General features: G+C 72.6%; 10 protein-coding genes. 3 read left to right on the forward strand and 7 right to left on the reverse strand.

The window, feature by feature from the left end:
• Window positions 1-595: 595 nt before the first annotated feature.
• The gene (locus tag ACZ52J_RS38680; protein ID WP_465625592.1) at window positions 596-1,081 is read right to left on the reverse strand and encodes a hypothetical protein; all 486 of its coding nucleotides are present in this window, start codon (window positions 1,079-1,081) and stop codon (window positions 596-598) included.
• Window positions 1,082-1,778: 697 nt separating this feature from the next.
• On the opposite strand from ACZ52J_RS38680, the gene ACZ52J_RS38685 reads away from it, so the two are divergent.
• On the forward strand, window positions 1,779-2,591 hold the full coding sequence (locus ACZ52J_RS38685; RefSeq protein ID WP_465625594.1) for a hypothetical protein: 813 nt from the start codon (window positions 1,779-1,781) through the stop codon (window positions 2,589-2,591).
• 288 nt (window positions 2,592-2,879) lie between these two features.
• Here the strand turns inward: ACZ52J_RS38685 and ACZ52J_RS38690 are convergent, their stop codons facing one another.
• On the reverse strand, window positions 2,880-3,185 hold the full coding sequence (locus tag ACZ52J_RS38690; RefSeq protein ID WP_465625596.1) for a hypothetical protein: 306 nt from the start codon (window positions 3,183-3,185) through the stop codon (window positions 2,880-2,882).
• Window positions 3,186-3,760: 575 nt separating this feature from the next.
• Here ACZ52J_RS38690 and ACZ52J_RS38695 point away from each other — a divergent pair.
• Window positions 3,761-4,042, forward strand: coding sequence for a hypothetical protein (locus tag ACZ52J_RS38695; protein WP_465625598.1), 282 nt, complete (start codon window positions 3,761-3,763; stop codon window positions 4,040-4,042).
• Window positions 4,039-4,329, forward strand: coding sequence for a hypothetical protein (locus ACZ52J_RS38700; protein WP_465625600.1), 291 nt, complete (start codon window positions 4,039-4,041; stop codon window positions 4,327-4,329). Before ACZ52J_RS38695 ends, ACZ52J_RS38700 begins: the two co-directional genes overlap by 4 nt.
• A gap of 97 nt (window positions 4,330-4,426) precedes the next feature.
• Here the strand turns inward: ACZ52J_RS38700 and ACZ52J_RS38705 are convergent, their stop codons facing one another.
• From ACZ52J_RS38705 to ACZ52J_RS38725, 5 genes are all read right to left on the reverse strand, one after another.
• Window positions 4,427-4,561, reverse strand: a complete 135-nt coding sequence (locus ACZ52J_RS38705) for a hypothetical protein (RefSeq protein WP_465625602.1) — start codon at window positions 4,559-4,561, stop codon at window positions 4,427-4,429.
• Between the two features lie 305 nt (window positions 4,562-4,866).
• Window positions 4,867-5,817, reverse strand: coding sequence for a hypothetical protein (locus tag ACZ52J_RS38710; RefSeq protein ID WP_465625604.1), 951 nt, complete (start codon window positions 5,815-5,817; stop codon window positions 4,867-4,869).
• Window positions 5,814-6,956 carry a Mu transposase domain-containing protein gene (locus tag ACZ52J_RS38715; protein WP_465625606.1) on the reverse strand — a complete coding sequence of 381 codons (1,143 nt, stop codon included), beginning with the start codon at window positions 6,954-6,956 and terminating at the stop codon, window positions 5,814-5,816. Before ACZ52J_RS38715 ends, ACZ52J_RS38710 begins: the two co-directional genes overlap by 4 nt.
• 379 nt (window positions 6,957-7,335) lie before the next feature.
• On the reverse strand, window positions 7,336-7,758 hold the full coding sequence (locus tag ACZ52J_RS38720; protein WP_465625608.1) for an ATP-binding protein: 423 nt from the start codon (window positions 7,756-7,758) through the stop codon (window positions 7,336-7,338).
• An 89-nt stretch (window positions 7,759-7,847) separates the two neighbouring features.
• Window positions 7,848-14,357 carry an SDR family NAD(P)-dependent oxidoreductase gene (locus ACZ52J_RS38725; RefSeq protein WP_465625610.1) on the reverse strand — a complete coding sequence of 2,170 codons (6,510 nt, stop codon included), beginning with the start codon at window positions 14,355-14,357 and terminating at the stop codon, window positions 7,848-7,850.
• Between the last annotated feature and the right edge of the window lie 63 nt (window positions 14,358-14,420).

Consider the following 14,420-nt stretch of genomic DNA (forward strand, 5'->3'; position numbering starts at 1 on the left):
TACTTCGGTAAACGCAACAAGTTCAGGAATGACCGATGGGTGTTCGGTGCCCCTGGCACCCCTGCCTACGTCACGAAGTTCTCCTGGACTGACATCGTCCGGCACGCAATGGTCAAGGGGGAAGGCATCACCCGATGACCCCTCCCTGACTGACTATTGGGCAACTCGGCGCAAGAAGGTCAAGCCGCCGCTCGACAAGTACACGCTCCGCCTGCTCACCAAGCAGGAAGCGCGTTGTCCACTGTGCGGCGACCAACTTCTCTTCGCCGAACAACCCCCTGAGTCTCCTGAGCAATGGGAGCGATGGTGGCTGCGGATCGCCCGCCAGGCGATCACGGCCGACTACCTCGTTCACCATGGGAGACCAGGCTCGCGGTCAAACGATGATGGGACCCGGCTCGTACACGCTTCCTGTCGCCGCGGATATCTCATCCGCCAACGCAGGAGCACAACACAGCTCTCCTGAATCGTCCTGTGGGGCTTGCATGAGCCGTGTGCCGCGATGAGTGGCACGCACGGTTCTGAGGGGGGAGCGGCGGGGTAACCCGCCGCTCCTACCCGGCAATGCCTGCGGTGCAGAGCCGTTGGGGCGGGCTCAGATGTAGTCAAAGAAGCGGTCCCACCAGGTTCGTGGCTCGAAGTACGTACCGAGGTTGCTGACGCCGTCGTATCGGTTCCAGAGCAAGTGCTCGGAGACGGCGATGTAGCCGAGTGCTTCGAGTTCGTCGTCGATGGGGCGACGGTCGGCGGTGTCGAAGAGGACGTTCTCCTCTTCCTCGTCGTAGCTGCCGGGGTTCCCCAGCGTCACGGCGACGAGGTTGCCGTAGTTGCTGACCGTGATGGTGAGGTGGTCGCCGCTGACCGTCGCACCGGCGGGGATGACGATGGTGCCGTGATGGTTCGCGTCCTGGACGCCTCGATCGACGGTGCAGGTGCAGCGGAACCGCTGATCCAGCCTGTTGGCGAGCTGATCGAATCGCGCTCGGGTCGCGACGTGGTCGTAGCTCGCAGGGAACTCCATGCGGTCGGGATCGTCGAGGTCCCTCAGCAGAGCCCAGATGTGCTGGTCATCGAGGGGCATGGCCATCGTCTCCGTGTCGGTGGGGATGCTTGATGCGGTGGCTGACCTGCGCGGCGTAGGTGGCCCAGTCGCCGGCGGCCGCCTTCTGCCACTGGACGGCCACGTGGATGTGGACGCCGAGCATTCGGGCAAGGATCGCGGCTGGGAGCTCGGTTGTGAGGGTGAACAGCGCGGTGGAGCAAGTCGCCGCTGGCGAGGAGATCAGCGTCTCGTCGGTCGCCCGCGCCGCCGGCGTCCACCGCAGCCTGATTCACCGTCACGGAGACCTGCATGCGCCCGTCATCGCCCGCGCGAGCCGGCCCCCACCCGGCGCGACCACTGGAGCATAGGTCAGTCGCAAGTCTCTGCTGACCGACGTCGCGAACCTCACCGCCCGCAACAGGCGACTGGCCGCGCACATCACCCGGCTCGAACGACGCCTCTCCGAGGCACTCGGTCAGGCCGCCTGGGAAGCATCCGGCCTGGGCGCCCTCGCCGACGGCGAGACGCTCAACCGCAGGGTCGCCGAGCTGGAACAGCAGCTCCTCGACCTCCGCCCGAGTTCATCGACCGAGACGAAGACTTGGCCGCCGCCCGCGCAGCGAACCGCGAGCTTATGACGAAGCTCAACGGATGCCAGGCACCAGCCCGTTGATGTAGCGGTCGACCTTCGGAAACCGCTCGCGCCGGCGGAGGCCGACCTCTGAAACTGGTCACCATGAACACCCTGTCGATCAGGACACTGGGCCTGATCATCGAGACCGCGGTCGACAGCTGCAGCGGGACTGAGCTGAAGAACATGCTGATGATGACCGAGCTGGGTGACGGTGATCCGCCCAAGTTCACCAGCAAGGCCGAAATGCTGCGGCCGGCTCTGCTGAGGGCCCAGCGCTCCGCTACACAGGGGGACAACGCGAACGCGCACAAGGCTCTGCTGGAGTTCGTCCGACTCCTCGTCGAGAGCCTCAACCCGTTCTACCGCGACAAGCTCCCAGCTCTGACAGAAGCGATGTCGGGCGATGGCTTCGAGCTCCAGATCACCCGGAACAACTCGAAGCTCACCTGCCGAGTGCTGCCCAACGAACCCACAGTCGCCCCTCTCAACCCGGAGATCACCGCGCTGGAGGCGGAGCTGAAGGCGCGCGGCTACACCCAGGCGCTCGGCCACTACCAGCTGGCCGTGAAGCACTTCGCCGAACAGGACCACGCATCCTCGAACGGGCAGCTCAGGGCAGCCCTAGAAGGCTTGATCGTCAGCCTCGCCGTCGACCACGCTGGCTACACCGACAACGGCAAGGCCAACCAGGGCGGCGTCGCGATCAAGAGTCTCTACACTCCGGGCGGAAGACCGCCCGCTGCCCTCGGCCAGCCGCTGCCGGAACGCGACGGCGGAGCCATGCTTCAGGGGATCTGGGACATCTCGCACTCGAACGGCTCGCACCCAGGGCTGTCGGACGCGCAGGAGGCGCGTATTCGCATGCAGCTGATCACCGGTCTCGCGCAGTTCCTTCTCCGGCACTTCCCTATCTGAGCGCCGAGGGGGTTGTCGTCCGCGACACATGTTGCGGACAGCAACCCGCTTTTGACCTGCTCGGATCGTCCTTCCTGAACCGCCTACCCCAGGCGAAGGGCAGTGCAGGGCGCAGGCGCAGCGGCCGACGGCGGTGCCGTGGACGGTGCCGTCGTCGCCGGTGACGGGGGGCCGCGTCGGTGGCTCCCTTGGTGCGGGCACAGAAATCGCTCTGGACGAGGTGGTCGACGTCCGCCCCGGCGCGGAGCAGGGCTTAGGCGGCGGCGAAGCGGGCGGCGCGGGTGCTGCTCATGAGGTACCTCCGGGGCCGGGTGTCGGCCGGGCGGCCGCGCCGCTCACCACGGCGCCCCGACCCTGCGGCCCGCCACCACGGCGGCCGCCACCACCGAGGAGGACCTGGTAACCACCCAGCCCGACCACCAGGACGCGGCCGCGCCTCGGCCAGCCACCCTGCACGAGCTGCGCACCGCGCTGTCCCGCTACGGCCTGCCCGGCGACCGCGACCTGTTCGAGCGGGACCTGGCCGCCGCCCTCGACTCCTCCCCGATCGGCGAGCTGGACGCCGTCGCCGAGGTCATCGCCACCTACCGCCACCGCCTCACCCTGCGCACCAGCACCGAGGCCATGGCCTCCCTCGCCGCGCCCATTGGCGGTCAGCAGTGGGCCCCGGCCAACGAGGCCTTCACCCCGCTCTGCGCCGCTGTCGGTGACCCCGGATGCCCTGCTGCCCCGCCCGGGATGAGCTGCAGCCACAACAACGTCGCGGCCTGCGGCAGACTCGGTGGCTGAGCGCGGCGCGCTCCGCTACCGCACCCTGGCCAGCGCCCGGATGCGCTGGACCATCCTTCGTTGCCGCCTGCCCTGCGCCGCCGTCCCGCCGTCAGGGCCGTGGCCGGCCCCGCCGTCGGCCCGTCACCGCACCGGTCACGCCGAAGACGGCGTGACACTGGGCAGTTGCCATCGAGCAGGCGGCTGGTGCACGTGCTGGGCGGGGGTACCTGCCGGATCGGCCTGCACCGGGTGCCCGGCCTGCCCGCCGACTGGGCGGTTGCCACGCCGAACCCGGCGAACCGGCCTGCGAGCGTGAGCGGCCCCGGGTATCGGTCGGCACTGCGGAGGTAGGAGACTGGTACCTGGTCCCGCCCGTACGACAGCCTCTGGAGGAACCGGTGAGCGCAGCGCCCCTGCACGGCCATCACGACGGCCAGCAGCCCATCCCGCGCACCCAGGACGCCGTCGCCGCGGCCCTGCCGCCCGCGCAGCGGATGGAGTTCTACCGGGAGATGGGCGAGGCCAACGACGAGACGATCGGCGGCGTCCTGCGTCGTTGGTGGCTGCGAGCCAGGCTCTACCAGGACGCGGAGGGCGACCGCATCCACGCCGCCGTCCAGGCCGGCACCGCTCCCGGCACCCCCGCTTCGGCGGTCCTGCGCCGACTCGGGGCCCTGTGAGCGACTACACCGAGTTCCCGGACGACGACGACCCGATCACCCTCTCTCCAGCCGTTGAGGAATTCCTTGGCGACCCGGACATCCCCGCCGACGTCTTCTCCGCCGTCGTGGCGTTCATCGTCGACCTGCGCGAACACCCCTTCCCGCACCTGAGCATGCCCGTCCCCGGACGGTCCGGCATGCACTCGGCGCCGCTGCGCCGGGACCTCGGTCTGGTGGAGTACGCGGTGAACGAGAGCGCGGATCCGCCGCAGATCTACGTCTCCCGGATTCTGCGCGCGGACTGAGCGCGCCGCGGAGTCCCGAAGGGAGGGTCTCCGCGACCGTGGTGGGTTGTGCGTCGTCCGGGCGGTGGTCATGGTTCCTACGTGGTGGGTGGTGGGGTCAGCGCATCAAGGGCGTGGCCAGGGCGGCGGACCAGGCCTTGAGCTGCTGGGTCTGCCGGTACAGGACCCGGGTGTTCGCACTCCACTGCAGGAGCGGGTCGAGGGCGGCCCGGACCCGGGGGAGGACTGCCACGGGGTCGGGATGTTCGCAGGGGTACAGCAGGCGCAGCACGGCGGCGGTGCGTTCGCCGATCAGGTGGGCGAGGGTGCGCCGTTGCTTGTCGTCCGAGGTCCTGGCGGGTGGTGACGAGGGCGCGCCAGCGGGCGCGGACGGCGTCGGGTCCGTCGGACCAGCGCGCGGGGAAGGGAAAGTGGAGCTCCCGGCCGGCTCGGGAAGTGGGCCGCGACAGCCGATGCGCGGAACGCGACCGCCGCTGCGGAGCGGATCGGGTCTTCCGCTCCGTCCCTTCGGCTTCTCCTACCCGACCGCCGCCGCCGTCACCGCTGCCCCCAGTCCCACGGGGCCAGCCGGGCGCCGCGCAGGCACGCCACTTGGTGGACCGCCAGGTCGCGGGTCCGGGAGTCGAGGCGGGCGCGGCGCACGGTGTCCATCACGGCGGTGAGCACGACGACGTCCCGCACGACCTGGTAGCCCGACCACGCGCCGATGCGGTCGCAGGGCATCGCGGCGTCGTCGGTGCGGCCGTGCGTGGTGTAGGTGCGGTGGTAGGCCTGCAAGTCGTCGCGGCGGCCGCGCAGCAGCTCGTTGCTCCAGCGCGCGGCGACCAGGTCCCACTCCCGGTGGCCGCGCCACAGCGGTCTGCGCAGCGCCAGCCGCGGGTGCGTCCCGCCGTCGTGGCAGTGAGCGAGTCGTCGGGCGCCGAGGATGACGGTGGGCGGGGTCGGCCAGTCGATGCCTGCCCACTGCGCGCGCAGCCAGGCGGTGCACTCGAACAGGAACCGGCGGGCGGACTCGCTCAGCGGGGTGTCGTCCAGGCCGTCCAGCAGGCCGGCGAACGGGTCGTGGTCCTCCAGCCACAGCGCGGACCCGGGATGGATCCGGTGCACCGCGGCGGTCACCCGGGCGCTCAGTGACTCGTCCCGGCGCTGTTCCCCGGGGTCGTGCCAGAAGGTGACGGCCCGGCCGGCAGCCGTGCGCACGCCGCCGTAGTACGGGGTGACGACGGCCACCCGGTGCTGTTCCAGCAGCTCCGCGCCCCGCACCAGTGCCCATGCCTCGTCCTGACCCGTGTGTACCAGGGCGATCGCGCGCGAGGCGGGCAGCGACCAGACGTCGTGGGGGTGGTCGCTGACCAGCTCGGCGTGCCGGGCGTCGTCGCCGGTGGCCGCGCAGGCCTGGGCCAGGGCCACGTAGGACGCTGTGACGTCCTGTCTGCGGGTGCGGCCGGTGGTCTCGAGCAGCGCGCTGGTGCTCGGTCCGATGCTCACGGAGCGGTCCTCGGGTGCGGAGTCGACGGACACGGTGTCCTGCGGGCTCGCCCCCCGGCGCCGGTGGTCCGGCCGGGCCGTTCCAGGGCGATCGGGCCGTCGTGCCCGGCGACCGTCCGGCCCGCCCCCCTCGGCGCCCTCCGGAAGCAGGCGATGACCGCCCCGCGGGTGGTGGTGATCGACAGGTGGGGTTCGTCCAGCCGTCGGCGGATCCTCACCTCGTTGCCGACGAGACCCGCGGGGAGCAGGTAGAGGTTGCCCTCGAACGGCACGAGTCCGCGGGGGTCGACCCTGCGCTGGACGCAGATACGCGCCGGGAACGGCTTCGAGGGCAGGGGCAGCAGGGCTCGGGTGCGGCAGCCCGACGGCCGGTTCCGGCTGCCCAAGCGCTCGGTCAGGCGGTCGAGGCTGTCCTGGGCCGCCTGCACGCCGGGTTCGCCGGTCGCGGTGTCCCACCAGTGGAGGACGACGGAGCGGTGGGCGCGGACGACCGGGTTGGGCGCTCCCGTCTGCGGGCGGATCGCGATGGAGGCGCCGTAGTGGATCGCGATCTCGTGGAAGACGGCGGTCACCTTGCCGGCCGTCGAGCAGACCGGCGCGGTCCGGTCGAATAACCAGCGCTCGCCGGTGCCGCCGAGGCGGCGCAGCACCTGGTCCAGGGCTTCCACGCAGTGCGGGAGGTCGGTGGTGCCGGCCAGGGCGGCCCGCCAGTGGCCGGATCGCGTGAGCGAGCCCATGAGCAGGTACATCTCTTGCCCGCAGTCCCATTCGACGGGTGGGGCCGGGAGCCGTACCCAGTCGAACTGCACGTCTTCCAGGGGGCCTCGGCCGGGGCTGGCCCTCCCGCGGTGGCGCGGTCCGCGACGCGGCCACATCAGATGCCTGCGCAGGGCGCGGGTGAAGGTCGAGTAGGCGCGGTTGTAGCCCAGCTCGACGATCTCGCCGTGGAGCGTTCTCGCCTGCAGGTGCGGATCGTCGTCGAGGCGCTGCCGGCAGTACGGGACGAACTGCAGGAACTCGTCACGGGTCTCCGCCCGGACCCCTACGGTCCGCTCCCCGTTGAGGTAGGCCGTGACCGTCTTGCGGTCACGGCCCATGCACCGGGCGATCGCCGAGATGGACCAGCCCTGGTGGCGCATGGCGCAAATCTCTCGGTATTCCTCTGCACTCAGCATCCAGACTCCCAGCTATCGGAATTTCGCCGCCGCAAAGCGCCTTGAATTAGCGGCGGCCGCCAGGCATGGTCGAAAAATACAGCATGCGACCGAACCACTCAAGGAGCGGAAACGTTTCTTTCCGGATATGGCGTGGGCAATTTCAGGGAGCATGTTTACCGCCACCCCGACCGGGAACTCCACCCCGGCTCCCAATACAATCACGTACACTTATTGGGGAATTCTGCCGAGCGGCGCGGGAATTGCATATTGAAGGACGCTCGAATCGCGCGCGCCGTGAGGACCGGTGCCGAACCGTTCGTGCGGCGGGCACGGCCGGCGGGGTCCGGGACGGCGCGCGGCCTCACAGCGGCAGTCGGCAGGAAACCGTCTTGGTTCCGTCGACATGGAAACGGTACCCCCACGAGCCGGCGATGCTCTCCACCAGCAGCAGCCCGCGCCCGCCTTCTTGGGAGGCGGTTGCCCGGTACGCCCGGGGAGCAATCGCGGAGCGGTCCCGGATCCCGATCGACAGCCACCGCTGCTCGAGCGCGATGGTCACCCTGATCCGGTGCTCGCTATCGGTGTACCGGATTGCGTTCGTCAGGAGCTCAGAGGTCAGGAGTTCGGCGTCCTCGGTGAGGTGTGCTATATCCCAGAGGCTGAGAATGGCGTTCACGGCACGGCGCACGGGTCCCACGCAGTGGGTCTCCGGCAGGACGAACATGGTGACGCGCCGTCCCCGCGTGTCGTGCGGGCCCGAACGTGGCGAGTCTGCGAAGGTCATGGCCGTCCCCCGATTCCCTCCCCCGGCAAGGCCGGGATCCCGTGCTTGGCGGTCCGGCAGTGGCTTGGCGCCGGCGGCCCGCAGTGAGCTCATGGGTTCTTCCTCGGCGGTTCGGTGCCGGCGGCGGCGTCCGACGGCCGGGCCGACCGCGGCGAGCGGGGAGCGATGATGTCCGCGGCCCGGGGCGTGGCCCGGCCGGGGGGATCCGGTGGAGCGTCGGCGGTCAGGCTGATGCCGATGTGCTGTGCGAGGCCGTCGGCGAGAGCTGCCAGCGTGGGGTGGCCCGCGACGAAGTCGCCGGCGAGCCTGACGCCGAGGGAGGCCTCCAAGCGGGTGCGCAGTTCGATGCGGAGCAGGGAGTCGAACCCGAGCGCGTTCAGCGGGGTCTGCGGGTCCAGGGTGCTGGCCCCCAGCCGGAGCACGGTGCGGATGTGTCCGGCCAGGTGGTCCTCGAGGACCGTGCGGCGGGCGAGGCCGGGTTCCGCGGCCCGCAGCTCGTCCCGGATGTCGCGCGCCGCATCCTGCCCGGACGCCTGTACGGGGGTGCCGGGTGCCTCGGGCGTGAAGAGGGCGAACAGCGAGGACGCCCGCCCGGCCGGGGGGATCCAGGTGTCCGGCGAGCCCGGGATCACGCCGGTGCGTACACGGCCGTGGGTCAGGAGCGCCGCCAGGGCCTCGAGTCCTTCTGCGGTGGGAATGGTCTGGTAGCCGCGGGCCGCGAAGCCGGTGGCGACCCCGGTTTCGCCCCAGGGCCCCCAGTTCACGGCCAACGTGGGCAGCTCCAGGGCGGTGCGCCAGGTGGCGAACGCGTCGAGCCACGCGTTGGCGGCCGAGTAGGCGCCCTGGCCCGGGTTGCCGAGCAGGGAGGCCATGGAGGAGTACAGGACGAACCAGTCGAGCGGCAGTCCGGTGGTGGCCTCGTGGAGGCGCCAGGCGCCGGTGACCTTGGGATGCCAGACGCGTTCGAGCTGGTCGTCGGTGATGTTGGACACCGCGGCGTCGTCGAGGACCATCGCGGCGTGGACCACGCCGCGCAGTGTCCCGCCGCCCGCGGTGGCCTCGGCCACCAGCTGCTCGGCGACGCCGGGCTGCGCGATGTCTCCGAGCACGACGCTGACGCGGGTCCCCTGTTCGCACAGTCCGGCGAGGACCCGTTCGGTCTCGGCGGAGGGGGACGTGCGTCCGTTGAGGACGAGGTGGGCGGCGCCTCGGCCCGCCAGCCACAGGGCCGTGGCGAGGCCGACGCCGCGCAGGCCGCCCGTGACGACGTAGGCGCCGTCCGCCCGTACCGGCGAGGGCGGGTCGCGCAGTACGGCGGTGGTGTGGCCTTCGCCGGGCACCGTCAGGACCAGTTTGCCGATGTGCCCGGCGCCGGCCATGAGGCGGAAGGCGTCGGAGGCCTGCGCGAGCGGATAGGTCCGGCACGGCAGCGGGGCGAGGGCGCCCTGGCGGAGTTCGGCGAGGACCTCGCCCAGCAGCTCGGCGAAGGTGTCCGGGCGGGTGTCCTGGAGCTCGACGAGGTCGACCGTGCTCATGGTGATGTTGTGCCGTAGCGGTGCGAGACCCAGCGGGGTGTCGGCGAGGATGTCGCGCACACCCAGCTCGATGAACCTGCCGAAGGGGCGCAGCGTTTCCAGTCCGGCCCTGATGGCGGGCCCGGAGAGGGAGTTGAGGACCACGTCGACACCCTCTCCGGCGGTGGCGTCGCGGGTCTGCTCGGCAAAGTCCAGCGAGCGGGAGTCCATGACGTGCCGGATGCCCATCGCGCGCAGGTACTGGCGCCTGTCCTCGCTGCCGGCGGTGGCGAGCACCTCGGCGCCCAGGCGCCGCGCGACCGCGATCGCGGCCAGTCCGGTGCCGCCGGTGGCGCTGTGGATCAGGACGCGCTCGCCGCCGGCGAGCCTGGCGAGGCGGCGCAGTGCGTACCAGGCGGTGAGGTAGGCGACGGGCAGCCCGGCGGCCGTCTCCGCGGGCAGGCCCGCCGGGACGGGGGCGACCGCGGCGGCGGGCAGGGTGGCGAAGGTCGTGAAGAGTCCGCCTCGCACGTCGGCGGCGAGGACGCTGTCGCCGACGCACACGTTCCTGACGCCCGGTCCGACTGCGGTGACCACGCCGGTGGCTTCGAAGCCGATGCGGTAGCCCGCCTCGTCGTCGGTCGCCAGCATGCCCATGGCGGTGAGCACGTCGCGGAAGTTCACGCCCGCGGCGTGGAGGCGCAGTTCGACCTCACCGGGGCCGGGGGCACGCCGTGGTGAGGTGGTCAGGCGCAGGGCGTCGAGGTCGCCGAGCCGCCCCGCGTGGAGCTGGAAGCGGTCGGCGCCGTAGCGCACGGTGCGGGTGACGGCGGCGGCGCGTTCGGTCTCCGACAGGGGGGTGTAGGACAGCCGGGCGATGTGCCGGGTGTCACCGCGCAGGGCGATCTCGTCCTCGGGGGGGTCGGCGAGGAGTTCGGCCGCGAGCCGGTGCAGGCCGGTGTCGGCACGGTCGGCGTCGATGAGGGTCGCCCGCAGCTCCGGGTGTTCGTGCGTCAGGACGCGCACGAGTCCGCGCAGGGCGCTCTGGGCGGGGTCGGCGGGCTGCCCCGGCTCCGGAGCGTGGGCGGACCGGGTGACGGCGAACAGGCGGGCGGGCGTGCCGCGCGCGATCGCGCTCTGTGCGGCGGCGAGCAGGCGGCGGGTGCGGCACAGCGCGATCGCGGCGGCGTCGTCCTCGGGCGCGGACGGCGCGGACAGGAGGACCACGGCGCACGGTGCGGGTGCGGAGTCCCAGTGCCGGGCGATGCTCTGCTTGAGCGGCTGGAGGGCGGCACTGTCGACGGGGACGTCGAGGACGTCGGTGCGGGCTCCGGCGAGCTCGAGGGCGTCCGCCAGTGCCCGGGCGGATCCGTCCGCCTCGCCGATGACGAGCCAGGGGCCCGGGGCGGGCGGTTCGAGGCCCTCCCGGCGCGGCACCGGCTGCCAGCGGGTCTCGAGGAACCACCGGTCGACGGTTTCGTCGGCCTCCGCGCCGCGGCGTACGAAGCGCAGCGCGTCGATCTCGACGAGGGGGCTTCCCGCCTCGTCCAGCAGCCGCACGTCCCCGACGATGGCGTCCGCGGCGGTGTGGGTGAGCCGGGCGTGCGCGTAGCAGGCGTCCTCGGGGGCTGCGAGGATCCGCACGGCGCGCATCCCGACTGGCAGTACCAGGCCGTGGCCCGGTTCGTCGATCAGGCCGGCGACGACGAGTTGGGCGCACAGGTCCAGGAGGACCGGGTGGATCCGCAGGCCGTGGCGGGCGGTGCGTGCCGGGTCCGGCAGCGTCACGCGGGCCCAGAAGCTGTCGCCCTGGGCGCAGGTGCGCAGCTCGGTGATGCCGCTGAAGGCGGGTCCGTGCTCCAGGCCCCGTGCGCGCAGGCTCGCGTAGAGGGCGTGCGGATCCAGGACGACGGGGTGGTCGGCGGCCAGTGCGGCCGCGGGGAGCACCGGTGTCCGGGGGGAGGCGTCGATGCGGCGCAGGACCGCGGTGGCCTGCCGTACCCAGGTCCCGTCCCTGTCGCGGCCGAAGACTTCGCAGTCGGCGCGGTCGGCGCCGGTCAGGGTGACGGTCGTGCCGACGGGCGTGCGGGCGTCGAGGTGCAGCAGCTCGCGGAAGCGGATGTCGGTCGCTTCGACATCGTGCGCGGCGCCGCGGAACACCTCGCCGGCCGCGGTCAGGGCCAGGGCGCAGTAGGCGGCGCCGGGCAGGACCGGCCGGCCGTGGACGCGGTGGTCGGCCATCCAGGGCAGGACGTCGGTGCCGGTGTCGGCGTGCCAGGTGTGGCGGGGCTGGTCGCCGGGCACCTCCGTGTGTGCTCCCGGCAGGGCGGCGGGGGTGCTCTCGGTGTGCGGGGAGGCCGCTGCGGGCGGGGTGGTGTCGGTCCAGTGGGGTCGGCGGTCGAAGGTCAGCGCGGGTACGTCGGCCAGGCGGCCGCCTGCGTAGAGGCGGGACCAGTCGACGCCGACCCCCGCGCAGTGCAGGGCGGCGAGCTGGGTGCGGAAGGTGGTGCGGTCGTCTTCCCCCTTGCGCAGTGTCGGCAGGATCACGGGCTCGTGGAGCAGGCCGGTCAGGCTCTGGGCGAGGGGGCGGGTGACGACGGCGTGCGGCGAGATCTCGAGGTACACCTGGTGGCGGTCGGCGGCGGCCGCGGCCACGGCGGCGCCGAAGCGTACGGGTCGGCGCAGGTTGGCGCACCAGTAGGCGGCGTCGAAGACCGGGGTGTCGCGGGGGTCGTCCAGGACGGTGGTGTAGAAGGGGACGGTCGGCCGGCTGGGGGTGAGCTCGGTGAGCTCGGCGGCGAGGTCCGCGAGCAGCGGGTCGACCTGGGGGCAGTGCGAGGCGACGTCGACGTCGATCAGACGTGCCACGAGTCCGCGGGCCTGCCAGGCGGTGGTCAGGTGCCGGACGGCGGCCGCGGTGCCGGCGACGACGGTCGAGTCGGGGGCGGCGACGACGGCCACCGACACCGTGCCGTCGCCGATGGCGGCGAGGTCGTTCTCGACGGTGGCGCTGTCGAGGCCGACGCTCGCCATGGCGCCGGCTCCGGCGATGCGGGTGAGGAGGGCGGACCGTCGGCAGATGACGCGGACGCCGTCGGCCAGGGTGAGCGCTCCGGCGGTGACGGCGGCCGCGACCTCGCCCATGGAATGGCCGATGACGGCGGCCGGTTCGACCCCGTGGTCGCGCCAGGCGGCGGCCAGGGCGACCTGCAGGGCGAACAGCGCGGGTTGCACGCGGCCGCAGCCGCTGACGTGTTCGCGGTCGCGGACGGCCCGCAGGACGGAGAACCCGGTCTCGGCGTCGATCAGCGCATCGGCTTCGGCCAGGGTCTCGGCGAAGGCCGGCTCGTGGTGGAGCAGGCCGTGCCCCATGCCCTGCCACTGCGAGCCCTGGCCGGAGAACACCCAGACGGGACGGCGGGTGACGCCCGCGCCCACGTGGCCGCGTACGACGCCGGGGTGGGCCCGGCCGGCTTCGAAGGACTGCAGGGCGTGCGCCAGGTCGCGGTGGGAGTCGGCCACCACGCCGAGCCGGCCGCGCCCGGGGGAGCGGCGCAGGGCGAGGGTGTGGGCGATGTCGCGCAAGGGGGTGGCGGCTCCCTCGTCCTCCAGCCAGTGGGCCAGGCGCGCGGCGGCGGCGGGCAGTGCGTCCGGGGAGCCGGCGGCGAGGAGGAAGACGTGGGGTGGGGCGGCCTGCGGCCGCGACGGCGGTGCGCCGGCGGGGACGGCGGCCGCGTGTGCGGCGGTGCCGGCGGTGGGAGTGCCGGGGAGGACGACGGTGCGGCGGCGGGCCGGGGCCTGTTCGAGGACCACGTGGGCGTTGGTCCCGGAGAAGCCGAAGGAGGACACCGCGGCCAGTCGCGAGGCCGTCCGGGTGGGCCAGGCGGACAGGCCGGTGGGGACGAACAGGCGGGTGCCCTCGGCGCTGATGGCCGGGTTCCACCGGGTGAAGTGCAGGTTGGGCGGGACGAGCCCGCGCCGGAGGCAGAGCACCGCCTTGATCAGGCCGATGACGCCGGCCGCCGGTTCCAGGTGGCCCACGTTCGTCTTCACCGAACCCAGCGCGCAGCGCCCCTGTCCGGTGCCGTAGACCGCGGCCAGGCTGGAGAACTCGACGGGGTCGCCGACGGGTGTGCCGGTGCCGTGCGTCTCCACCAGGCCCACGTCGCGCGGGTCGGTTCCGGCTCGGGCGAGGGCCTGGCGGTAGAGGGCCTGCTGGGCCCCGGCGGAGGGTGAGGCCAGGACGTCGGAGCGGCCGTCCTGGTTGACCGCCGAGCCGCGGACCAGGGCCAGGACGCGGTCGTCGTCCCGTAGCGCGTCCTCGAGGCGCTTGAGGACGACGACGCCGCAGCCTTCGCCGCGGACGAAGCCGTCCGCGGCCGCGTCGAAGGTCCGGCACCGGCCGGTGGGCGAGAGCATCCCCATGCGGGCGAAGGACATCGTCGTCCTGGCCCCGAGTACGAGGGTGACGCCGCCGGCCAGCGCGAGATCGCACTCGCCGTCGCGCAGGGCCTGGCAGGCCAGGTGGACCGCCACGAGCGAGGACGAGCACGCGGTGTCCAGTGCCACGCAGGGGCCCTGCAGGCCCAGCAGGTAGGAGATGCGCCCCGGGGCGACGCAGTGCCCGTTGGTCAGGACCGCGCCCTCGAGTTCCCGGGGGTGGCCGGCGAGGGACTCCATGTAGTCGGTGTAGCTCAGGCCCGAGAACAGTCCCGTGGAGGTCCCTGCCAGCCGCTCCGGGGGGAGCCCGGCGTGTTCGAGTGCCTCCCACGTCACTTCCAGGAGCAGCCGGTGCTGGGGGTCCAGGACGTCGGCCTCCTTGCCCGAGACCCCGAAGAAGTCGGCGTCGAAGCCGGCGACGTCGCCGAGGTATCCGCCCCACGGCGGCATCGGCCCGGCGGCGTGGGCCGGAGCCGCGGCCATGTGCCCCGCGCGGCCGATCGGCGGTTGGCCGACCGCGTCCCGGCCGGCTTCGAGCAGCCGCCACAGCGCGGCGGGCGAGTCGATGTCGCGGGGAAGCCGGCATCCCATGCCGACGACGGCGATGTGCGCGTCAGCGGCCCTCAGGTTCTCTGTGTGGCCCATCACATGCTCTCCTACGCGCTTGCGCGGACGGGGGTGGGGAGCGCTCGCCGTCCGGCGGTGCGG

This window comes from Kitasatospora sp. NPDC034035 (genome assembly GCF_055575755.1).